This window comes from Streptomyces griseicoloratus, assembly GCF_014534645.1.
GTDB classification, from domain to species: Bacteria; Actinomycetota; Actinomycetes; order Streptomycetales; family Streptomycetaceae; genus Streptomyces; species Streptomyces griseicoloratus.
This window is the reverse complement of the sequence record NZ_JACVQF010000005.1, coordinates 14396-34254: the sequence shown is the minus strand read 5'-3', so window position 1 is coordinate 34254 and position 19859 is coordinate 14396. Positions and strand designations below refer to the sequence as shown.

General features: G+C 71.7%; 19 protein-coding genes and 1 pseudogene. 11 read left to right on the top strand and 9 right to left on the bottom strand.

Going from position 1 to position 19859, the window contains the following annotated elements:
- On the top strand, positions 1 to 400 hold a 400-nt coding region (locus H0H10_RS00175; protein WP_188178714.1), incomplete at its 5' end, for a LytR C-terminal domain-containing protein.
- A 77-nt stretch (positions 401 to 477) separates the two neighbouring features.
- Positions 478 to 2094, top strand: coding sequence for an LCP family protein (locus tag H0H10_RS00170; RefSeq protein ID WP_188178713.1), 1617 nt, complete (start codon positions 478 to 480; stop codon positions 2092 to 2094).
- A gap of 6 nt (positions 2095 to 2100) precedes the next feature.
- Here the strand turns inward: H0H10_RS00170 and H0H10_RS00165 are convergent, their stop codons facing one another.
- Positions 2101 to 3147, bottom strand: a complete 1047-nt coding sequence (locus H0H10_RS00165; protein WP_188178712.1) for a glycosyltransferase family 2 protein — start codon at positions 3145 to 3147, stop codon at positions 2101 to 2103.
- A 139-nt stretch (positions 3148 to 3286) separates the two neighbouring features.
- Here H0H10_RS00165 and H0H10_RS00160 point away from each other — a divergent pair, with 139 nt between their 5' ends.
- A complete protein-coding gene (locus H0H10_RS00160; RefSeq protein WP_444875688.1) occupies positions 3287 to 4795 on the top strand; it encodes an LCP family protein in 1509 nt (502 codons plus the stop codon).
- A 100-nt stretch (positions 4796 to 4895) separates the two neighbouring features.
- Complete coding sequence (locus tag H0H10_RS00155) at positions 4896 to 5249, top strand: four-helix bundle copper-binding protein (protein WP_188178710.1); 354 nt, start codon at positions 4896 to 4898, stop codon at positions 5247 to 5249.
- 47 nt (positions 5250 to 5296) lie between these two features.
- Here the strand turns inward: H0H10_RS00155 and H0H10_RS00150 are convergent, their stop codons facing one another.
- A complete protein-coding gene (locus H0H10_RS00150; protein ID WP_188178709.1) occupies positions 5297 to 6586 on the bottom strand; it encodes an LCP family protein in 1290 nt (429 codons plus the stop codon).
- A gap of 119 nt (positions 6587 to 6705) precedes the next feature.
- Between H0H10_RS00150 and H0H10_RS00145 the strand changes: the two genes are divergently transcribed.
- A complete protein-coding gene (locus tag H0H10_RS00145; RefSeq protein ID WP_188178708.1) occupies positions 6706 to 7272 on the top strand; it encodes an acyl-CoA thioesterase in 567 nt (188 codons plus the stop codon).
- 210 nt (positions 7273 to 7482) lie between these two features.
- Here the strand turns inward: H0H10_RS00145 and H0H10_RS00140 are convergent, their stop codons facing one another.
- Complete coding sequence (locus H0H10_RS00140) at positions 7483 to 8640, bottom strand: acyl-CoA dehydrogenase (RefSeq protein WP_262506216.1); 1158 nt, start codon at positions 8638 to 8640, stop codon at positions 7483 to 7485.
- A 178-nt stretch (positions 8641 to 8818) separates the two neighbouring features.
- On the opposite strand from H0H10_RS00140, the gene H0H10_RS00135 reads away from it, so the two are divergent.
- Positions 8819 to 10162 (top strand): UDP-glucose dehydrogenase family protein, encoded by a 1344-nt coding sequence (locus tag H0H10_RS00135; RefSeq protein ID WP_188178707.1) that lies wholly within the window; start codon positions 8819 to 8821, stop codon positions 10160 to 10162.
- 132 nt (positions 10163 to 10294) lie between these two features.
- Here the strand turns inward: H0H10_RS00135 and H0H10_RS00130 are convergent, their stop codons facing one another.
- On the bottom strand, positions 10295 to 10801 hold the full coding sequence (locus tag H0H10_RS00130; protein ID WP_188178706.1) for a CGNR zinc finger domain-containing protein: 507 nt from the start codon (positions 10799 to 10801) through the stop codon (positions 10295 to 10297).
- Between the two features lie 91 nt (positions 10802 to 10892).
- Here H0H10_RS00130 and H0H10_RS00125 point away from each other — a divergent pair, with 91 nt between their 5' ends.
- Both H0H10_RS00125 and H0H10_RS00120 read left to right on the top strand, forming a co-directional pair.
- Positions 10893 to 11252, top strand: a complete 360-nt coding sequence (locus tag H0H10_RS00125; protein ID WP_188178705.1) for a VOC family protein — start codon at positions 10893 to 10895, stop codon at positions 11250 to 11252.
- A gap of 29 nt (positions 11253 to 11281) precedes the next feature.
- Positions 11282 to 11674 carry a VOC family protein gene (locus H0H10_RS00120; protein WP_188178704.1) on the top strand — a complete coding sequence of 131 codons (393 nt, stop codon included), beginning with the start codon at positions 11282 to 11284 and terminating at the stop codon, positions 11672 to 11674.
- A gap of 41 nt (positions 11675 to 11715) precedes the next feature.
- On the opposite strand, the gene H0H10_RS00115 is transcribed toward H0H10_RS00120, so the two are convergent.
- Positions 11716 to 12846: a dipeptidase gene (locus H0H10_RS00115; protein ID WP_188178703.1), complete on the bottom strand. Its 1131-nt coding sequence runs from the start codon at positions 12844 to 12846 to the stop codon at positions 11716 to 11718.
- A 347-nt stretch (positions 12847 to 13193) separates the two neighbouring features.
- Complete coding sequence (locus H0H10_RS00110; RefSeq protein ID WP_188178702.1) at positions 13194 to 13553, bottom strand: MerR family transcriptional regulator; 360 nt, start codon at positions 13551 to 13553, stop codon at positions 13194 to 13196.
- A 54-nt stretch (positions 13554 to 13607) separates the two neighbouring features.
- Between H0H10_RS00110 and H0H10_RS00105 the strand changes: the two genes are divergently transcribed.
- Entirely contained in the window at positions 13608 to 14804 is a 1197-nt protein-coding gene (locus H0H10_RS00105; protein ID WP_188178701.1) for an alkene reductase, read from the top strand.
- Here the strand turns inward: H0H10_RS00105 and H0H10_RS00100 are convergent.
- Entirely contained in the window at positions 14753 to 15931 is a 1179-nt protein-coding gene (locus H0H10_RS00100; protein WP_188178700.1) for a dipeptidase, read from the bottom strand. The two genes, H0H10_RS00105 and H0H10_RS00100, sit on opposite strands and share 52 nt — an antisense overlap.
- A gap of 268 nt (positions 15932 to 16199) precedes the next feature.
- On the opposite strand from H0H10_RS00100, the pseudogene H0H10_RS00095 reads away from it, so the two are divergent.
- A pseudogene (locus H0H10_RS00095) lies at positions 16200 to 17403 on the top strand (RNA-guided endonuclease InsQ/TnpB family protein).
- Between the two features lie 34 nt (positions 17404 to 17437).
- Here the strand turns inward: H0H10_RS00095 and purE are convergent.
- Together purE and H0H10_RS00085 are read right to left on the bottom strand one after the other, a co-directional pair.
- Complete coding sequence (purE, locus tag H0H10_RS00090) at positions 17438 to 17959, bottom strand: 5-(carboxyamino)imidazole ribonucleotide mutase (RefSeq protein WP_188178699.1); 522 nt, start codon at positions 17957 to 17959, stop codon at positions 17438 to 17440.
- Complete coding sequence (locus H0H10_RS00085; RefSeq protein ID WP_188178698.1) at positions 17956 to 19095, bottom strand: 5-(carboxyamino)imidazole ribonucleotide synthase; 1140 nt, start codon at positions 19093 to 19095, stop codon at positions 17956 to 17958. Before H0H10_RS00085 ends, purE begins: the two co-directional genes overlap by 4 nt.
- A 155-nt stretch (positions 19096 to 19250) precedes the next feature.
- Here H0H10_RS00085 and H0H10_RS00080 point away from each other — a divergent pair, with 155 nt between their 5' ends.
- Entirely contained in the window at positions 19251 to 19838 is a 588-nt protein-coding gene (locus tag H0H10_RS00080) for a GtrA family protein (RefSeq protein WP_223179162.1), read from the top strand.
- Positions 19839 to 19859 lie beyond the last annotated feature (21 nt).

Sequence of the window (19859 nt, the reverse complement as noted above, 5' to 3'; positions counted from 1 at the left end):
CCTCAAGGGCGAGAAGTCCGAGCCCGGCGAGGTCCGCGTCCGCATCCTCAACGGCGGCGCCCCGAGCGGCAGCGCCCAGAAGGAACTGGACCACCTCCAGATCGAGGCCGGCGTCACCAAGTCCGAGAACGCGGGCAACGCTCCCGCGGAGGTGGCGAAGACGACCCTGGAGTACGACCCCGCCCAGGCCGACCAGGCCCGCCGCCTCGCCGACATCCTCGGCCTGTCCGGCTCGGCCATGAAACCCGGCGAGAGCGTCACCAACTCCCAGGGCCTGCCCACCATGACCCTCACCCTCGGCAAGGACTTCAAGGGCGCCGGAATCAAGCTGAACGCATCGTCGATGGAGACACCGGACGTGGACAAGTCCACGGCCGACAAGGTGCAGTGCGCCAGTTGACCTGACGGGCCCGTCGTACGTCTCACAGAGCGGGTGACGGGCCCGCACCGTGGCGCAGGGGTGGGGAGGACGCGGAAGTGACGCGGAGCAGTGTGCAGGTGGAGGACGCGCGGCCGGACGCACCGGACGCCGGGGAGCAGGACGACGCCGCGGAGAGCGGCGGCGACGGCGAGAGCGGGGGTGAGGGCGGCGGCAGAGTCCGGCCGCGACGCGGACGCCGCGCGCTGCGCTGGACCGCGGTGATCCTCGCCGTGCTGCTGCTCGGCACGGCCGGCGCCGGATACCTCTACTACCAGCACCTGAACGACAACATCAAGAAGGACGTACTCAACCTCGGCGACCACAAGGTGGCCGAGCCGACGCCGAACGCCGCGGGCCAGACCCCGCTGAACATCCTGGTCATCGGCTCCGACGCGCGGGACACCGAGGAGAACCGGGAACTCGGCGGCGCCCGCGAGACGTTCGGCTCGACCCCGCTCGCGGACGTGCAGATGCTGGTGCACCTGTCCGCCGACCGCAGCAACATGTCGGTCGTCAGCATGCCGCGCGACACCCTGGTGAAGATCCCCAAGTGCACCGACCCGGACGACGGGAAGGTCTACCCGGCGAGCCGGGGGCGGGTGATGACCAACCAGAGCCTCGGGCACGGCGGCCCCGGCTGCACGGTCGCCACCTGGCAGGAGCTCACCGGCATCCACATCGACCACTTCGTCATGGTCGACTTCGCCGGCGTGGTGTCCATGGCGGACGCCGTCGGCGGCGTCCCGGTGTGCGTGGACGCCAACATCCACTCACGGGACGGCCAGGGCCACGGCTCCGGTCTGAAGCTGGAGAAGGGCACGCACCCGGTGAAGGGCGAGCAGGCCCTGCAGTGGCTGCGCACCCGGTACGGCTTCGAGGACGGCAGCGACCTGGCCCGCGCCAAGGCGCAGCACATGTACATGAGCTCGATGGTCCGCGTGCTGCGGGAGAACGCCACCCTGAGCAGCCCGGGCAAGCTGCGCCGGCTCGCCGAGGAGGCCACCCGGGCGCTCACCGTCGACCCCGGCCTGGACACCGTCAAGAAGCTGTACGACCTCAGCACCGAGCTGCGGAAGGTGGAGCCGGAGCGCATCACCATGACCACGATGCCCAACCGGTACGTGGGCGCCCGCGTCGAGCCGACCGAGGACGCGGAGCGGTTGTTCCGGATGGTGCGCGAGGACATCGCGCTGGACGGCAAGGACCCGGAGAAGAAGCCGGCCGGCGCGCAGACGAAGGTCTCGGACGACCCGGCCGCCGAAGACGGCGAGATCGCCGTCCAGGTCCGCAACGGCACCCGCACCGACACGCGGAGCCAGGCACCCGGCCGCGCCGGCACGGTCGCCGCGCTGCTCGTGGACAAGGGCTTCGCCAAGGCGGTCGCGGACCCCTCGGTCCTGCCGAGCGAGGACCGTACGGTCGTCCGCTACCCGAGCGCCGACCTGGAGGGCGATGCCCGGCGGGTCGCCGAGTCCCTGGGGATCCCCCCGGACTCGGTGCGGCGCTCGACCGACGTCTCGGGCGTCACCCTGATCGTGGGTGCCGACTGGCGCGAGGGCACCGCGTACGAGCCGCCCGCGGCGGACGACGAGACCCCCGAGTCCGCCGAGGCCCTCAACGGCGCCGACGAGGAAGCCTGCATGCACGTGAACCCGGCGTTCACCTGGTCCTGACGGACGTCACCGGGTCCCGGCGGCATCGGCGTCCGGCCGGACCGCCGGGCGCCGGCTCGCGATCACCTTGCGGGCCAGCGACCGCGGGCTGGTCAGGAAGCCCCAGCCCCACGACATGTGCATGGTCGCCAACGCCACCGGGATCTGCGCGCGCGCCTTCAGCGACAGCCCCTTGCCGGCCGGGACCGACCCGGCGGCGATCGCGGCCAGGTAGCCGCCGGGTACGACGAAGCCCCACGGGGTCAGGACCGCGCCGACCACGATCCCCGCCGCGATCGCGCACACGGCGGTCGGCGGGGCGAGGTAGCGCAGGTTGATGGAGCCCGAGTGGTAGCGGGCGACGACGTGCCGCCAGCGGCCGTAGTCCTTGTACTGCTTGGCCAGCGCCCGCACGGAGGGCCGGGGACGGTAGGACACCCGCAGCTCCGGCGAGAACCAGATCAGCCCGCCGGCCTCGCGGATGCGGAAGTTCAGCTCCCAGTCCTGGGCGCGGATGAACTCCTCGTTGTAGCCGCCCTGCCGCTCCAGCGCCTCGCGCCGGAACACCCCGAGGTAGACCGTCTCCGCCGGCCCGGCCTGGCCGCCCGTGTGGAAGGCGGCGTTGCCGACGCCGATCTTCGACGTCATCGCGGCGGCGACCGCGTCCTCCCAGGCGTTCTCGCCCTCGGCGTGCATGATGCCGCCGACGTTCTGCGCGCCGGTCTCCTCCAGCAGCCGCACGGCCGTGGCGATGTAGTTCGGCGACAGCATGCCGTGGCCGTCGACACGGACGACGACCGGATGACGGGACGCCTTGATGGCGGCGTTCAGCGCGGCGGGCGTACGGCCGGTGGGGTTCGGCACGGTGTGCACCCGCGGGTCCTCGCGGACGAGTTCGGCGGCGATCTCGTCCGTGCGGTCCGTGGACGGACCGAGGGCGATCACGACCTCCATCTCGCCGGCGTACTCCTGGGCGAGGATGGCGCGGACTGCTCCGCGCAGGTGCCGTTCCTCGTTGAGGACGGGCATGATCACGGAAACGGCGGGGAGCCGCACGTCGGACTTGGCGTTCATCGGTGCTCACGTTACCGCGAACGGGGGACAGCGGTGCGCGCCGCGGGGGCCGCTTCCCCGGGCCGCAGATCGTATGGGCCTACGGTGCTCACGGATCCCACGAACCGGCCCCGGAACCGTCCTCGCGGAGGTGTCCTCCTTGCCCACGCCGCCCCGATCCACCAGGGTCCCGGCCTCGACCGCCCAGGGCGGCCCCCCGCCGCAGCGCAGCCGCCCGCGGCCGTCCGGCCGAGCGCCCCGGCCCCCCGTACGGCGGAAAAGGCCGCGTTGGGCCATGCGGGCGGTGACGACGCTGTCGGTGGTGGTGCTCGCCTCCGCAGGGATCGGGCACGCCGTTCTCTCCGGGCTCGACGCCGACATCGCCCGGGTCGACGCCTTCAAGGACATGAAGAACCGGCCGCGCGGCGGACACGGCATGAACGTCCTGCTGGTCGGCACCGACGGCCGGGACCGGATCAGCGAGGAGGAGCGGCGCAGGTACCGCCTCGGCGGCGCGCCCTGCCACTGCACCGACACGATCATGATCGTGCACATCTCCGAGGACCGGGAGCGGGCCAGCGTGATCAGCCTGCCGCGCGACTCCTACGCCGTGACCCCCGCGCACACCGACCGCACCACCGGCGAGCAGCACGGCGGGCACCCCGTCAAACTCAACGCCGTCTACGCCGAGGGCGGCCCACAGCTGACCATCCGCACCGTCGAGAACATGACCCGAGTGAAGATCGACCACTATCTGGAGGTCGACTTCACCAGCTTCATGAAGACGGTGGACGCGCTCGGCGGCGTGCGGATCTGCACCGCCGAACCCCTGAAGGACTCCTACACCGGACTCGACCTGCCCCCCGGCACGCACGAACTGACCGGCGGGCAGGCACTGCAGTACGTCCGGGCCCGTCACCTCGACGGGGCCGCCGACCTGAGCCGGATGAAGCGCCAGCAGCGCTTCCTGGCGGCCCTCATCGACCGGGCGACCTCCTCCGGAATCCTGCTGAACCCGATCAGGTTCCGGGACGTGACGAGGGCGGTGCTGGGCTCCGTACGGGCCGACAAGGGCTTCGGCACCGACGAGATGCTGGCCCTGGGGCGGGCGATGCGGAACTTCTCACCCTCCTCCTCCGAGTTCGTGACCGTGCCCATCGGGCAGATGGGCCACGTCGTCAAGGGCGTCGGCTCGACCCTGAAGTGGGACCCCGCCGCGTCCGAGCGGCTGTTCGCGGCCCTGCGCGAGGACGAGCCGCTGGCCACGCACCGGCCGCCGCGGGCCGAGCCGGCCGCGCGCGTCCCCGTGGACCCGCGGCAGATCCGCGTCCAGGTCGAGAACGGCACCGACACGGCAGGACTGGGCAAGCGGGTGGACGACGGCCTCGCCGCGACCGGGTTCCGCACCACCCGGACACCGGTGAACTCGGTGGAGCGCGCGGTCCGGCGGACCGTCGTCGCCTACGACCCCCGCTGGGACCGCTCGGCGAGGTCGCTGGCCGCCGCACTGCCCGGCAGCGAGCTGAGGCCCGTCGAGGGCCAGGGAGCGACGCTGAGGGTGATCGCGGGCGCCGACTTCGCGAAGGTCCGCAAGGTGCGGCCGGCGGAGCCGCCGCAGGAGTCGGGCACGGCGGTGCGCGGCGACGAGGTGGTCTGCGGCAAACCGTGACGGCGGCCGGCGGCCGGGCCGCCCCCGTGGCGGAGTCGCCCGGACGGGCGTACCACGGAAGGACGGGGCCCACGCGTCCCGTCCCACCCGAGGAGGCACCATGCAGCCGACCACCGCCATGAGCAAGGAGATGCAGGACTGCGTCGATGCGTGCATGTCCTGTCACACGGTGTGCGAGGAGACCATGAGCATCTGTCTGCAGCGGGGCGGCCAGGCCCAGACGCAGATCATGCGCTCGCTCATCGACTGCGCGGAGACGACGCGCATGTGCGCGGACATGATGATGCGCCGCTCGCCGATGGCCGGCGAGATGTGCGCCGTGTGCGCCCGGGCCTGTGACATGTGCGCGGAGGCGTGCATGACGCTGCCGGACGACCCCCAGATGATGCGCTGCGCCGACTCCTGCCGCCGCTGCGCCGAGCTGTGCCGGACGATGGCGGGCGCCACGATGTGACCCGCGGTCGCGGAGGCCGGGCCGGGCCCGGCCTCCGGGGCGTGCGCTCAGTCGCCCGAGACGGTGACCTTCTCGTCGTTCTTCAGCTGCTCCACCAGCGTCTTGACCTTGGCCTTGTCCCACTGGAGGTTGCCGCCGACGCTGCCCGAGACGGGCATGTTCATCGAGGTGCCGTCACCGCCGCTGACGCCCTTCATCGCCCAGAACATGTCGGCCAGGTCGAACAGGCCCATGTCCTTGTCGACGATGAGGGAGTCGAGGCCGGCGCCCATGGTCGGGTACAGCTTGAACGGGTTGAGGACGGTGGAGGGGGTCGCCACCTGGCTGGCCAGGGCCGACAGGAACTTCTGCTGGTTCTTCGTCCGGTCCAGGTCGGAGCCGGCCAGCGCGTACCGGGTGCGGACGAAGGCCAGGGCCTCCTGCCCGTTCAGGGTCTGCTTGCCCTTCTTGAGGTCGGCGCCGGACTTGGTGTCCTTGATGTCCTGCGGGATGTCCATCTCCACGCCGCCGACCGCGTCCACGATGTTGGCGAAGCCGGCGAACCCGATCTCGACGTAGTGGTCGATGCGCAGCCCGGTGTTGTACTCGACGGTGCGGACCAGCAGCTCGGGGCCGTCCTCCGCGTAGGCGGCGTTCAGCTTCACCTGCCGGCCGGTGCCCGGGTACTTCTTGCCGGACTCGGAGCCGACGAAGCTCGGGATCTCCACGTTGGAGTCACGGGGCAGCGAGATCAGCGTCGACCCGTTGTCCCCGGTGTGCAGGATCATCATCGAGTCGGTGCGCTTGCCCTCGGCGGACCCGGTGTGCAGGTCCTTCTTCTGCTCGTCGGTCATGCCCTCGCGGCTGTCGGAACCGACGATCAGGTAGTTGGTGCCCTCGCCGGCCTCGGGCCGTTCGATGACCTTGGACAGGTCGACCTCGCGGTTGAGCTTGGAGTCGGCCCAGAAGTACGTGCCGACGAAGGTGACGACCAGCACGGTCACGACCGTGATCGCCGTCCACTTGATCCGGCGCCGCCAGTTCGGAGCGGGCCGCGGGCCGCCCGCCGCGGCGCCACCGGGGCCACGGCCGCCGGGGGTGCCGTAGACCTGGCCGGTGTTGTAGCCGCTGTCGTACCCGTCCTGGCCGCCGTAGCCTTCGTGGCCGTCGGTGTACGACGGCTGCTGCGGCACCCGGCCGCCGTACGGCGGCGCCGACGGGCCCGGGCCGGGCGGAACCGCCTGACCGCGGCGGACCTGTCGCATCACGCGGGCGCTCTCGGGCCGTGCGCTCGCGCTGCCGCGTCCGTACCGGTCGCCGCGGTTGTCGCCGGACCATCCCTCGGGCCAATCGTTCATGGGCCCCAGTGTGCCGGTGCGGGCTGTGCCGCATACAAGGGTCGTCGGAAAATAAGGTCAGCGCTGTTGCGAAGCTGACACAAATTACGCCCATGTCGCCTCGGCATAAGGTGGAGGCCATGACAGACCAGGCAGACCAGGCCTCAGCCGCCGAGTCGGGAACTCCGGAGATCCCGGGCAAGCCGACCTCGGCCTCCCGCACCACCTTGAGCCACATCATGACCCACAACGACACCAACCTCCTGGGCACGGTGCACGGTGGAGTGATCATGAAACTGGTCGACGACGCGGCGGGCGCCGTGGCCGGCCGCCACTCGGGCGGTCCCGCCGTCACCGCGTCCATGGACGAGATGGCGTTCCTCGAACCGGTCCGCGTCGGCGACCTCGTCCATGTGAAGGCCCAGGTCAACTGGACCGGCCGGACCTCCATGGAGGTCGGCGTCCGAGTCCTGGCCGAGCGCTGGAACGAGTCCGCCCCCGCCACCCAGGTCGGCTCGGCCTACCTGGTGTTCGCCGCGGTCGACGCCGACGGGAAGCCGCGCGCGGTGCCGCCGGTGCTCCCGGAGACCGAGCGGGACAAGCGCCGCTACCAGGAGGCCCAGATCCGCCGCACCCACCGGCTGGCCCGCCGCCGCGCGATCATGGAACTGCGGGAGAAGCGGGCGGCGGAGGGGTTCGAGGACTGAGCGCCCCGCCGGCGCGGAGGCCGTAGGCGCCGGCCGCCACGTCCCTCACTTCCCGGCCGGCAGCTCCGGGCGCAGGACCAGTGCGCGGAGCTGCTCGCGGGTGAGAGGCGGGTCCTTCCGGAGGGGCCCGAGCCGGCCCGCGCCGACGGCCGCTGAGAACGGAAGGAGCCGGGGGTGTCCGGTACCGGACACCCCCCCACTCAGCAGCCGTTACGGCAGGTTGCGCGCCATGACGATGCGCTGGACCTGGTTCGTGCCCTCGTAGATCTGCGTGATCTTGGCGTCGCGCATCATGCGCTCCACCGGGTAGTCGCGGGTGTAGCCGTAGCCGCCGAGGAGCTGGACGGCGTCCGTGGTGACCTCCATCGCCACGTCCGAGGCGAAGCACTTGGCGGCGGCGCCCTGGAAGGTCAGGTCGCCGTCGCCGCGCTCGGACTTGGCGGCGGCGGCGTAGGTCAGCTGGCGGGCGGCCTCGATCTTCATGGCCATGTCGGCGAGCATGAACTGGATGCCCTGGAAGTCGGCGATCGGCTTGCCGAACTGCTTGCGCTCCCGGACGTAGCCCTTGGCATAGTCGAGGGCGCCCTGGGCGATGCCGAGGGCCTGGGCGGCGATGGTGATGCGGGTGTGGTCCAGCGTCTTCATCGCCGTGGCGAAGCCGGTGCCCTCCTCGCCGATCATGCGGTCGGCGGGGATGCGGACGTTGTCGAGGTAGACCTCGCGGGTCGGGGAGCCCTTGATGCCGAGCTTCTTCTCCGGGGCGCCGAAGGAGACGCCCTCGTCGGACTTCTCGACGACGAAGGCGGAGATGCCCTTGGAGCGCTTGGTGGGGTCGGTGACCGCCATGACCGTGTAGTACTCGCTGACGCCCGCGTTGGTGATCCAGCGCTTGACGCCGTTGAGGACGTAAGTGTCGCCGTCGCGGACGGCCTTGGTCTTCATGCCGGCGGCGTCGGAGCCCGCGTCGGGCTCGGAGAGGCAGTACGAGAACATCGCGTCGCCCTTGGCGAGCGGGGTCATGTACTTCTTCTTCAGCTCCTCGGAGCCGGAGAGGATCACCGGCAGGGAGCCCAGCTTGTTCACGGCCGGGATCAGGGAGGAGGAGGCGCACACGCGGGCGACCTCCTCGATCACGATCACCGTGGCGAGCGCGTCGGCGCCCGCGCCGCCGTACTCCTCGGGGACGTGCACGGCGTGCAGGTCGTTCGCGACCAGCGCCTCCAGGGCCTCCTGCGGGAAGCGGGCCTCCTCGTCCACCGCGGCGGCGTACGGCGCGATCTTCGCCTCAGCCAGCGAGCGGACGGCGTCGCGGAGCATGTCGTGCTCCTCGGACGGGCGGTACAGGTCGAAGTCAGCCGATCCGGCCAAGGTCTCTCACGCTCCAAAGGGCTGCGATGCTGGTCACGCTAACTACCGTTAAGTAACTCGAATTTTAGGCTTCATCCACGGCCGTGAACAGGTGAGCTTGGCGACAGCCGGCCCGGGCGGTTCCCGGCGCCCCGGCTATGCTCGGGCCCGCACGTCCGCCGTACACCCTGGAGCACCCATGGCCCTCAAGATCACCGTGATCGGCACCGGCTACCTCGGCGCGACCCACGCGGCGGCCATGGCCGAGCTCGGTTTCGAGGTCCTGGGCCTGGACGTGGTGCCCGAGAAGATCGCGATGCTCCAGCGGGGCGAGGTCCCGATGTACGAGCCCGGTCTGGAGGAGCTGCTCCGCAAGCACGTCGCGGGGATCGAGGGCTCCAGCGGGCGACTGCGCTTCACCACCGACTTCGCCGAGGTCGCGGCCTTCGGCGACGTGCACTTCCTGTGCGTGAACACGCCGCAGAAGCACGGCGAGTACGCCTGCGACATGAGTTACGTCGACTCCGCGCTGGCGTCGCTGGCCCCGCATCTGCGCGGCCCCGCCCTGGTCGTCGGCAAGTCGACGGTGCCCGTGGGCTCGGCCGACCGGCTCGCCGCCTACCTCGCCGAGCACGCGCCGGCCGGCGGAGACGCCGAGCTGGCCTGGAACCCGGAGTTCCTGCGCGAGGGCTTCGCCGTGCAGGACACCCTGCACCCCGACCGGATCGTGGTGGGCGTCAGGAGCGAGCGGGCGGAGAAGCTGCTGCGGGAGGTGTACGCGACGCCGCTGGCGGAGGGTTCGCCGTTCATCGTCACGGACTTCCCGACCGCCGAGCTGGTGAAGACGTCCGCGAACTCCTTCCTCGCGACCAAGATCTCCTTCATCAACGCGATGGCGGAGGTGTGCGAGGCCGCCGGCGGCGACGTCGCCAGGCTGGCCGAGGCCATCGGGCACGACGACCGGATCGGGAAGAAGTTCCTGCGGGCCGGCATCGGCTTCGGCGGGGGGTGCCTGCCCAAGGACATCCGGGCGTTCATGGCGCGCGCCGGTGAGCTGGGCGCCGACCAGGCGCTGACGTTCCTGCGCGAGATCGACTCCATCAACATGCGCCAGCGCGGTCAGATGGTGGAGCTGGCCCGGCAGGCGCTGGGCGGCGGCCCGTTCCTCGGCAAGCGGGTCGCGGTGCTGGGCGCCACCTTCAAGCCCGACTCGGACGACGTCCGGGACTCGCCCGCGCTGAACGTCGCCGGGCAGATCCACCTCCAGGGCGGCCAGGTGACGGTGTACGACCCCAAGGGCATGGACAACGCCCGGCGGCTGTTCCCCACCCTCGGCTACGCCGACTCCGCGCTGGAGGCGGTGCGGGGCGCCGACGTGGTGCTGCACCTGACGGAGTGGCGGGAGTTCCGCGAGCTGGACCCGCAGGCGCTGGGCGAGGTCGCGGCGGCCCGGGTGGTCCTGGACGGGCGCAACGCCCTGGACCCCGAGGTGTGGCGCCGGGCCGGGTGGACGTACCGGGCGATGGGCCGGCCGACGGCCTGACGCACGCCCTCCTGCGGGCGGATCCCACGAGCAGGCGGACGCCGCTTCGGCCGAGGCTCAGTCGGCCGAAGCGGCGTCCGTCAGTATTCTGCACCACCGGACACGCCGGCGGCCGGTGAACCGTCATGCGCCCTACGCTCCCTTGGCGCGGTACCGGCGCATCTTGGCGCGTGCCCCGCACACCTGCATGGAGCACCAGCGGCCGCGTCCGGCCGGGCTGCGGTCGTAGTACGCCCAGTGGCAGTCGGCGGCCTCGCACGCCTTCAGCCGGGTCCAGGTGCCCGCGACCAGCGCCTCGGCGACGGCTGCCGCGACGCGGGAGAGCAGGGGGCCGGCGTCGGCGGGGGCGAGCGCGGCGGAGCCGTCGGCCGCGTCGACCGTCACCACCAGCGGGGCCCCGGCCAGCAGCTCGCCCAGGGGGGTCACCGCGCGGTGCGGCGGGTGGCCGGCGTGGGCGAGCAGGGCCGCCCGCAGGGACTCCCGCAGTTCCCGTACGGCGGGCACCTCGTCCTCCGTCAGCCCGAAACGCGCCCGGCCCTGCGGTGTGTCGAGCGAGTCTCCGCCCGTCTCGATGTCCAGCGTGTTCACCAGGGACTGGACCAGATCCAGGCCCCCCGGCGCGGGCGATCTCTCACTCATGCTTGCGACGTTACCGCCAATGCGGGAGCATGCAGTAACCGTTACCGGTTACCCGCTCTTGTGGGTAACCGCGGACTTCGAGGAGGAAGTCATGGCTGTCGCCGAACTGGGCGTCGTCGTCCTGGACTGTCCCGACCCCCGCGCGCTGGCCGGTTTCTACGCGGAGGTGCTCGGCGGATCCGTCGAGGGCGAGGGCGACTGGGTGGACCTGAGGCTGCCCGGCGGGCAGATGCTGGCCTTCCAGGCCGCCCCCGGCTTCGTACCGCCGAAGTGGCCGGCGCCCGACCACTCCCAGCAGTTCCACCTGGACCTGAACGTGGGGGATCTGGACGCGGCGGAGAAGTCCGTGCTGGAGCTGGGCGCGAAGCCGCTGGACGTGGAGGACCGCTCGCGGGGCTTCCGGGTTTACGCGGACCCGGCCGGGCACCCGTTCTGCCTCTGCGCCGCCTGATCGACGAGGACACCGGGAGGTCCCTTTCCATGGCATCCGTGGCACGTTTCCGTTCCGTCGTTCTCGACTGCCCAGAACCCCGAGAGCTGGCCCGCTTCTACGCGCAGGTCGCGGGCGGCACCCCCGAGGAGGAGGACCCCGACTGGGTGGTGCTCCAGGTGCCCGGCGGGCCGCGGCTGGCCTTCCAGCGGGCGCCCGGCCTCACCCCGCCGGAGTGGCCGCGCTCCGACCGCAACGCCCAGCAGTTCCACCTGGACTTCGACGCCGGGTCGACGTGGGAGGAGATCGACGCGGCGCACGAGAAGGTGCTGGCGCTGGGCGCCCGGCCGCTGGATCTGGAGGACCGGGAGAAGAAGGACTTCCAGGTGTACGCCGATCCGGCGGGGCATCCGTTCTGCCTGTGCCGGATCGAACACGCCTGACGTCCGCCCCCGCGTCCGTGACGTGACCCGGACGCAAGGCCCTAGCCGTCCAGCCCGGCGATCGTCGCCCGTGACGGCTCCCGGCGCTGCTGCGCGGCGCGGGCGGTGAAGGCCGCGCCGCGCAGCACGCGCTGGATGTTGCCCCAGGTCAGCAGAGCCACGTCGGGCTCGGCCCAGTCGCGCCGCAGCAGCTCGGCGACGAGGCGGGGGTAGCAGGAAGGGTCGCCCAGCTCCAGCGGGTGGGCGGTGCCGGTGTCGTACGTGCCGGACAGGCCGACGCACTCCGGGCCGGCGACCGTGCGGACGTGGTCGAGATGGTCGGCGACGTCGCGGACGGTCGGGCCGGTCTGCTCCGCGGTCAGCGGCACCATGCACACACCGCCGGCCGCGCCCAGCTCGATGAGCAGGTCGTCGGGGAGGTTGGCCGGGTGCGGACGCAGGGCGCGGGCGGCCGAGCGGGTGCACAGCACCGGTGCCTTGGAGACGGCGAGGGTGCGGCGGACGGTCTCCGCGCAGGCTCCGGAGAGGTCGGCGATGACGCCGAGCCGGTTCATCTCGCGGACGACCTCCTCGCCGAACCGGGTGAGCCCCGCCTCGCCCGCCCAGCTCACGCCGGTGAGGGTGAGGGCGCGCAGGCCGAGGGCGTGCAGGGAGCGCAGGACGCCGAGGCTGTCGCCGAGGGCGGCGGCTCCGGCGGGGCCGGGCACGACGGCGACGCGACCGCAGTTGCGGGCGTCGGTGGTCTGTCCGGCGTCGTAGGCCAGGCGCAGGCCCTCGGGATGGGTCCGTACCACCGAGTCGACCAGGTCCAGCTGCTCCAGGGCGGCGCCGACGGCCCGGTCGCCGACGACGGCGTCGGGCAGGTGCAGCGACCAGAACAGGGCGCCGACGTGGCCCTCGCGCAGCCGGGGGACGTCGGTGTCGACCGAGCACTCGCCGAGTTCCAGGTCGTACCAGGGCAGGCGCCCGAGCGCCCGGGACAGGCCGCTGCAGCCGTCGGCGACGGGGTGCGCGGCGAGCACGGCGTGGGCCCGCGCCAGTGGCTCGTCGTCGGGGTCGGAGACGGGCGCGTACGGCTCGGGCGGGAAGACCTCGGCGCGCGACGGCACGGGCAGGTCGTCGAGCTCGCCGGCCTCGGTGCTGGTGTGCAGGTCGTCCTGGAGATCTGCCATGACGCGGGCTCCGTACGGTCGTCGCGGTTACCGTCACCGTCGCACGGAGCCCCGGGTGGTTCCTGGTGGGCGGGGCGTTCGGGGGTACGCGCGTTCGGACCACGGAGGGCGGACGGGACCGTACGCGGCCGTTCGCTCGGACCCCGCCCGCTGACCGGCCTCAGCTGCCACGCGGACACGCCACGCCGGCGACCATCGCCTCGGCCCGCCACGTGAACGTGCCACACCGAGCAGCCTGCACCGGTCCGCACCGCGGACGACCATCCCGCGACCGGCCGCGACCGGCCACCGGCCGGCCACACGCACACGACACCGGCCCACCCGCGGCGCGCCGGGCGGCTCGCCCGTCAGCGGCCCCGGGCCGCCTCGATCACCTCGTCCAGCGTGTCCCGGGAGCGCAGCAGGTCGGCGATCGTGCGGTCGATGCGGTCACGCTCCGCGGCGAGGTCGGCGACCAGGCGCGGGGTGGCGACGGCCGAGGGGCCGCCGTCGGTGTCCCGCATGCACGGCAGCAACTGCGCGATCTTGCTGCTGCACAGCCCGGCCGCGAACAGCTCCTGGATGCGGATGACGCGGTCGACGGCCGCCTCCGGGTACTCGCGGTGGCCGCCGGGCGTACGCTCGGCCGCGAGGAGTCCCTGTTTCTCGTAGTAGCGGAGCGACCGTTCGCTGACGGCAGTGCGCCGGGCCAGTTCGCCGATCCTCATTCCCCACCCCCGGGACTTGATTCTGACATCAATGTCAGCTTCTAGCGTACGGGCATGTCGCACTCAACGGACCTCTTCGCACCCGCCGCCCTCGGCCCGCTGGCCCTCCCCAACCGCCTGGTGATGGCCCCCCTGACCCGCAACCGGGCCGAGGCAGACGGCACTCCGACCCCGCTCATGGCCACCTACTACGCCCAGCGCGCCTCCGCCGGTCTCATCGTCGCCGAGGCCGCGACGCCCAACGCGGTCGGGCAGACGTACCCGAACATCACCGCGATCCACACCCCGCGGCACGTGACGGGCTGGCGGCAGGTGACCGACGCCGTGCGGGACGCCGGCGGCCGGATGTTCCTGCAGCTCCAGCACGGCGGCCGGGTCGGCCACCCCGCGACCAGCGGACTGACGCCGGTGGCGCCCTCGCCCGTGCCGCTCCCCGAGACGATCTTCACGCCGGGCGGTCACCGGCCGGCCGTCGTACCGAGGGAGATGACCGCCGAGGACATCCGCCGCACCGTCGCCGACTTCGCGCGGGCCGCCCGCAATGCGCTCGACGCCGGGTTCGAGGGCGTGGAGGTGCACTCCGCCAACGGCCACCTCCTGCACCAGTTCCTGGCCGCCAACACCAACCGCCGCACCGACGGCTACGGCGGTCCGGTCGCCGCGCGGATCCGGTTCACGGCCGAGGTGACCGAGGCCGTGGCCGCCGAGATCGGGGCCGAGCGGGTGGGGCTCAGGGTCTCCCCCGGCAACACCGTCAACGGCATCGCGGAGGGCGAGACGGAGGAGATCTACCCGGCGCTGGTCGAGCGGCTCGGCGGGCTCGGGCTCGCCTATCTGCACCTGGTGCACGCCGACCCGGACGCCCCGGTGTACCGGAAGATCCGCGCCGGCTGGCCGGGGGTGCTGATCGCCAACCCGGTGCTGGGCGAGGAGCTGTCGGCGGACGGCGTGCTCCGCGCCTCCGAGCGGCTGCTGGCCGCCGGCGCGGACCTCATCGCCCTCGGGCGGCCGTTCCTCGCCAACCCGGACCTGGTGGCGCGGCTGCGGCTCGGCGCACCCCTGAACCAGGTGCGGGACCGCTACCTCATGTACGTGGGCGGGGCGACCGGCTACACCGACTACACCGCCCTCGGCGACGGGACGGGCGAGACCGCCGAGACCCCCGGGTCCGCGGGATCCGCGGGATCCGCGGGGTTCTCTCAGCCGTCCAGCGCTTCGAGCGTCGCGTTGGACGGCCCCCGCGTGGCCTGAAGGTCGCGCGCCACGTCCTCGGCCGCGCCCAGCACCCGGACCGCGTTCTTCCAGGTCAGCTTGGCCAGGTCGGTCCTCGACCAGCCCCGGTCCAGCAGCTCGGCGATCAGGTTCGGGTAGCCGGAGACGTCGTTCAGACCGTCCGGGGTGAACGCCGTGCCGTCGTAGTCGCCGCCGATGCCGAGGTGGTCGATGCCGGCGACCTCGCGCATGTGGTCGAGGTGGTCGGCGACCGTGGACACGGTGGCGACGGGGCGCGGGGTGCGCTCCTCGAAGGCGCGGTGGACCTTCATCGCCTCGGGGCTGGTGTCCAGGTGGTGGAAGCCGTGCGCCCGCATGTTCTCGTCGGCGGCGGCCGTCCAGTCCACGGCGGCCTGGAGCACGAACTTCGGCACGAACGTCACCATGGCCACGCCGCCGTTGGCGGGCAGGCGTTCCAGCACGTCGTCGGGGATGTTGCGCGGGTGGTCGCAGACGGCCCGGGAGGAGGAGTGGGAGAAGATCACCGGGGCGGTGGAGGTGTCCAGCGCGTCCCGCATGGTCGTCGCCGCCACGTGCGAGAGGTCGACGAGCATGCCCTCGCGGTTCATCTCCCGCACGACCTCGCGGCCGAAGGCGGACAGGCCGCCGACGCGGGGCTCGTCGGTCGCCGAGTCCGCCCAGGCCACGTTGTCGTTGTGGGTGAGCGTCATGTAGCGCACGCCGAGCGCGTACAGGGCGCGGAGCGTGGCGAGGGAGTTGTCGATGGAGTGGCCGCCCTCGGCGCCCATCAGTGACGCGATACGGCCCTCCGCGCGGGCCGCCTCCATGTCGGCGGCGGTCAGCGCGGCGCGCAGGTCCCCGGGGTGGCGGTCGATGAGCTGCCGCACGCAGTCGATCTGCTCCAGCGTCGCCGGCACCGCGCCGGGCAGGTCGGAGCGGACGTACACCGACCAGTACTGCGCGCCGACGCCGCCCGCGCGCAGCCGGGGGATGTCGGTGTGCAGGTGGGCGGCCTGGTCGCCGGCGATGTCGCGGGCGTCGAGGTCGTAGCGCACCTGCTCGCGCAGCGCCCAGGGCAGGTCGTTGTGACCGTCCACGACGGGAAACTCCCGCAACAGCTCCCGGGCTTGGTCCAACGCGGTCATGGGCATCACCTGTTTCTTGCTAGGGGTCCGGCGTTCATGCCGGGGAGGAACGGAACCGGGCGTTTGCACGTTGCCAACCGACTCATGGGCGTTCGACGCTCGGACAGCTCCCCGCCAGAGCAGGGTTGATGAGAATACGTGTTCTTGCATTCGCCAGTCGGGGTGGCGAGCGCGAAACAGAGGCACGAACGTGCGGACGCCGTACGCACGGTTTCATCGGACGGTTCGAGATGCCGCTGCATTCCACGTGGGAGACGGGTATTGGGGGCTGGGGAAACTGAAGGGGGCTCCGACGGGCGGGCATACTCGCTTCACCTACCGGCTGCGCGTGTCGTCGGCCGCCGGTGCCGCGCTCAACGCCGAGTGGGCCCGCTGCCGATGGGTCTGGAACGAGTGCGTCGCCCGTTCCACGAAGGCCCACCGGGACGGCGAAACGTGCGGCCCGGCCCGCCTCGATCGCATGCTCACCGAAGCCAGAGCATGCAATGCATGGCTGCGGGAGGGTAGTTCGGTTCCGCAGCAACAGGTCATCCGCGACTTCGGCAAGTCCCGCACAAAGGCGCTGAAGGACATCGGACAGCGGCTGCCCGTACACCGCCGCGCCGGGATGCCGAAATACAAGAAGAAGCACGGTGCGCTGCCGACGCTGAGCTACACCAGGCGCGCTTTCCGACTGAGGGCCGGTCGCCTGTACCTTGCGGGCGGGATCGTACTGACGGTGGTGTGGTCGCGCAGCCTTCCGGCCGAACCGTCCTCTGTTCGCGTGTATCAGGACACCCTGGGTCACTGGTACTGCTCGTTCGTGGTTCCGGCAGAGGTGGTGCCCCTGCCCACCACGGGCATGGTGATCGGAATCGACTGGGGGGTGACGGAAACTGCGACGACCACCAGCGACGCACATGATCTTCCGCACACAGAGCACGGCCGCAGGGCCATGCAGAAGCTGACCCGGTACGACCGGACGACAGCCCGCCGTAGGGCCGAAGAACGGGCAGGCGGCGTCCAGGGACTATCGGGAAGCCAAGCATCTGCGGGCCAAGGCCCACAGGAAAGTTGCGCGACCACGCCAGGACACCGGCCGCAAGTGGGCGAAGAAAGTCGTTCGCGACCACGACGCCATGGCAGTGGAAGACTTCCGGCCGAAGTTCCTCAGCCGCACCACCCTGGCACGCAAGGCCGCTGACGCGGCGATCGGCGCGACCAAGCGGGCCTTGATCGAGATGGGCCGTGAACACGGGCGGGACGTCCGTCTCGTGCACCCCGCTCACACCACGATGGACTGCGCGCAGTGCGGAGCGAGAACCAAGCACGCACTCCCTCTCTCGCCACGTACCTACACCTGCACCGCGTGCGGAGCCTCATCCCCCAGGGACAAGGACTCCGCCCGCGTGATGCCGGTCCGGGCAGGTCTGAACCCGGCTGGTGCTGATCGCGTAAGACTCGACCGTTCGCTGAGCGATCGAGCGGCGTGAGCCAGGTATCCCCCTCGCTCGCGAGGAGGAGCATTCAATTCCCGAAGCCGAAGCCGGCCGAGCCCGCGACCTTGTTGCGCAGTCGCTTGCCCTTCTCGGTGGCCTGGTCGTTGAGGTCCTGCTGGAACTCGCGCATGCGGCCCAGCAGCTCCTCGTCGTGGGCGGCGAGGATGCGGGCGGCGAGGAGGCCGGCGTTGCGGGCACCGCCGACGGAGACGGTCGCGACCGGGACGCCCGCGGGCATCTGCACGATCGACAGCAGCGAGTCCATTCCGTCCAGGTACTTCAGCGGCACGGGCACGCCGATGACCGGCAGCGGGGTGACGGAGGCGAGCATGCCGGGCAGGTGGGCGGCGCCCCCGGCCCCGGCGATGATCGCCTTCAGCCCGCGTCCGGCGGCCTGCTCGCCGTACGCGATCATCTCGTGCGGCATGCGGTGCGCGGAGACGACGTCGACCTCGTAGGCGATCTCGAACTCGTCGAGGGCCTTGGCGGCGGCCTCCATGACGGGCCAGTCGGAGTCCGACCCCATGACGATGCCAACAACAGGGCTCATTCGGTGATGGTGCCTCTCAGGTAGCCGGCTGCGTGACGGGCGCGCTCCAGCACGTCGTCCAGGTCGTCGCCGTAGGTGTTGACGTGGCCCACCTTGCGGCCGGGCTTCACGTCCTTGCCGTACATGTGGATCTTGAGCTGGGGGTCGCGGGCCATGCAGTGCAGGTACGCGGAGTACATGTCCGGGTAGTCGCCGCCGAGGACGTTGACCATCACCGTCCACTTGGCGCGCGGGCGCGGGTCGCCCAGGGGCAGGTCGAGGACCGCGCGGACGTGGTTGGCGAACTGCGACGTGATCGCGCCGTCCTGCGTCCAGTGGCCGGAATTGTGCGGGCGCATCGCCAGCTCGTTGACGAGGATGCGGCCGTCGCGGGTCTGGAACAGCTCGACGGCCAGGTGGCCGACGACGCCCAGTTCCTTGGCGATGCTCAGCGCCATCTCCTCGGCCCTGAGGGCGAGGGCCTCGTCGAGGTCGGGAGCGGGCGCGATCACCGTGTCGCAGACGCCGGCGACCTGCCGGGACTCCACGACCGGATAGGCGACCGCCTGGCCGTGCGGGGAGCGCACGACGTTGGCGGCGAGCTCGCGGACGAAGTCGACCTTCTCCTCGGCGAGGACGGGCACGCCGGCGCGGAAGGGCTCGGCGGCCTCCTCGACGGAGTCCACGACCCACACGCCCTTGCCGTCGTAGCCGCCGCGGACGGTCTTGAGGACGACCGGGAAGCCGTCCCCCTCCGCGGCGAACGCCGCCACGTCCTGCGGATCGCTCACGATCCGGTGGCGTGGACAGGGCACGCCGATCGCGTCGAGCCTGGCCCGCATCACGCCCTTGTCCTGGGCGTGCACGAGCGCGTCGGGGCCGGGGCGCACGGGGATGCCGTCCGCCTCCAGCGCCCTGAGGTGCTCGGTCGGTACGTGTTCGTGATCGAAGGTGATCACGTCGCAGCCCCGTGCGAACGCGCGCAGCGTGTCGAGGTCGCGATAGTCGCCGATGACGACATCGCTGACGACCTGCGCCGCGGAATCCTGAGGGGTGTCACTGAGAAGCTTGAACCTGATGCCCAACGGGATGCCCGCCTCGTGTGTCATACGAGCGAGCTGGCCCCCGCCGACCATGCCGACTACCGGGAACGTCACGCCCCTAGCGTATCGGCCGGGCGGAGCACACCGGATTACCGGCCGTTCCACCGGGCGCCCGCCCGCTCCGCATCCCCGTTCGGCAGGAAGATCGCGTGTGCGGGTGGTTAGCATGACTGGGTTGACGCATCCGACGGACGGGGGCCTGCACGACCATGGGACAGGGTTCCTCGGGGTCTCGAACGGCTCCCCCGCCACCCCGCGGCGCGGTGCGGCAGCGGATCGACCGGCTGGTCCGGGAGGTCGTGAAGTTCGGCGCGGTGGGCGGCGCGGGGGTTCTGGTCAACCTCCTCGTGTTCAACCTGGTGCGGCACACGACCGACCTGCAGGTGGTGCGGGCGAGCATCATCGCGACCGTCGTGGCGATCGTCTTCAACTATCTGGGCTTCCGCTACTTCACGTACCGGGACCGCGACAAGAGCGGGCGCACGCGCGAGATGTCGCTGTTCCTGCTGTTCAGCGCGGTCGGGCTCGTGATCGAGAACGGTGTGCTGTACACGGCGACGTACGGTTTCGGCTGGGACAGCCCGCTGCAGAGCAACATCTTCAAGTTCGTCGGCATCGGCCTCGGCACGCTGTTCCGCTTCTGGTCGTACCGCACGTGGGTCTTCCGGGCGCTGCCGGCCCGGGAGTCGCCGGTCCGGGCCGAGTCCTTCCCCGAGCCCGAGCAGCGGGCGCCGGTCCGCAGCGCGGACGACCGTCCTGCGGGTGCGACCCGGGTCGGCGCGGCGCGCAGGCCGTAGCCCGGCCCGGCCGCGCGTGGC

Excerpts from the sequence above, each read along its gene's own strand:
- H0H10_RS00165 (WP_188178712.1), bottom strand. The coding sequence starts at position 3,147 with ATGAACGCCAAGTCCGACGTGCGGCTCCCCGCCGTTTCCGTGATCATG.
- H0H10_RS00155 (WP_188178710.1), top strand. The coding sequence starts at position 4,896 with ATGCAGCCGACCACCGCCATGAGCAAGGAGATGCAGGACTGCGTCGAT.
- H0H10_RS00150 (WP_188178709.1), bottom strand. The coding sequence starts at position 6,586 with ATGAACGATTGGCCCGAGGGATGGTCCGGCGACAACCGCGGCGACCGG.
- H0H10_RS00145 (WP_188178708.1), top strand. The coding sequence starts at position 6,706 with ATGACAGACCAGGCAGACCAGGCCTCAGCCGCCGAGTCGGGAACTCCG.
- H0H10_RS00135 (WP_188178707.1), top strand. The coding sequence starts at position 8,819 with ATGGCCCTCAAGATCACCGTGATCGGCACCGGCTACCTCGGCGCGACC.
- H0H10_RS00130 (WP_188178706.1), bottom strand. The coding sequence starts at position 10,801 with ATGAGTGAGAGATCGCCCGCGCCGGGGGGCCTGGATCTGGTCCAGTCC.
- H0H10_RS00125 (WP_188178705.1), top strand. The coding sequence starts at position 10,893 with ATGGCTGTCGCCGAACTGGGCGTCGTCGTCCTGGACTGTCCCGACCCC.
- H0H10_RS00120 (WP_188178704.1), top strand. The coding sequence starts at position 11,282 with ATGGCATCCGTGGCACGTTTCCGTTCCGTCGTTCTCGACTGCCCAGAA.
- H0H10_RS00115 (WP_188178703.1), bottom strand. The coding sequence starts at position 12,846 with ATGGCAGATCTCCAGGACGACCTGCACACCAGCACCGAGGCCGGCGAG.
- H0H10_RS00110 (WP_188178702.1), bottom strand. The coding sequence starts at position 13,553 with ATGAGGATCGGCGAACTGGCCCGGCGCACTGCCGTCAGCGAACGGTCG.
- H0H10_RS00105 (WP_188178701.1), top strand. The coding sequence starts at position 13,608 with ATGTCGCACTCAACGGACCTCTTCGCACCCGCCGCCCTCGGCCCGCTG.
- H0H10_RS00100 (WP_188178700.1), bottom strand. The coding sequence starts at position 15,931 with ATGACCGCGTTGGACCAAGCCCGGGAGCTGTTGCGGGAGTTTCCCGTC.
- purE (WP_188178699.1), bottom strand. The coding sequence starts at position 17,959 with ATGAGCCCTGTTGTTGGCATCGTCATGGGGTCGGACTCCGACTGGCCC.
- H0H10_RS00080 (WP_223179162.1), top strand. The coding sequence starts at position 19,251 with ATGGGACAGGGTTCCTCGGGGTCTCGAACGGCTCCCCCGCCACCCCGC.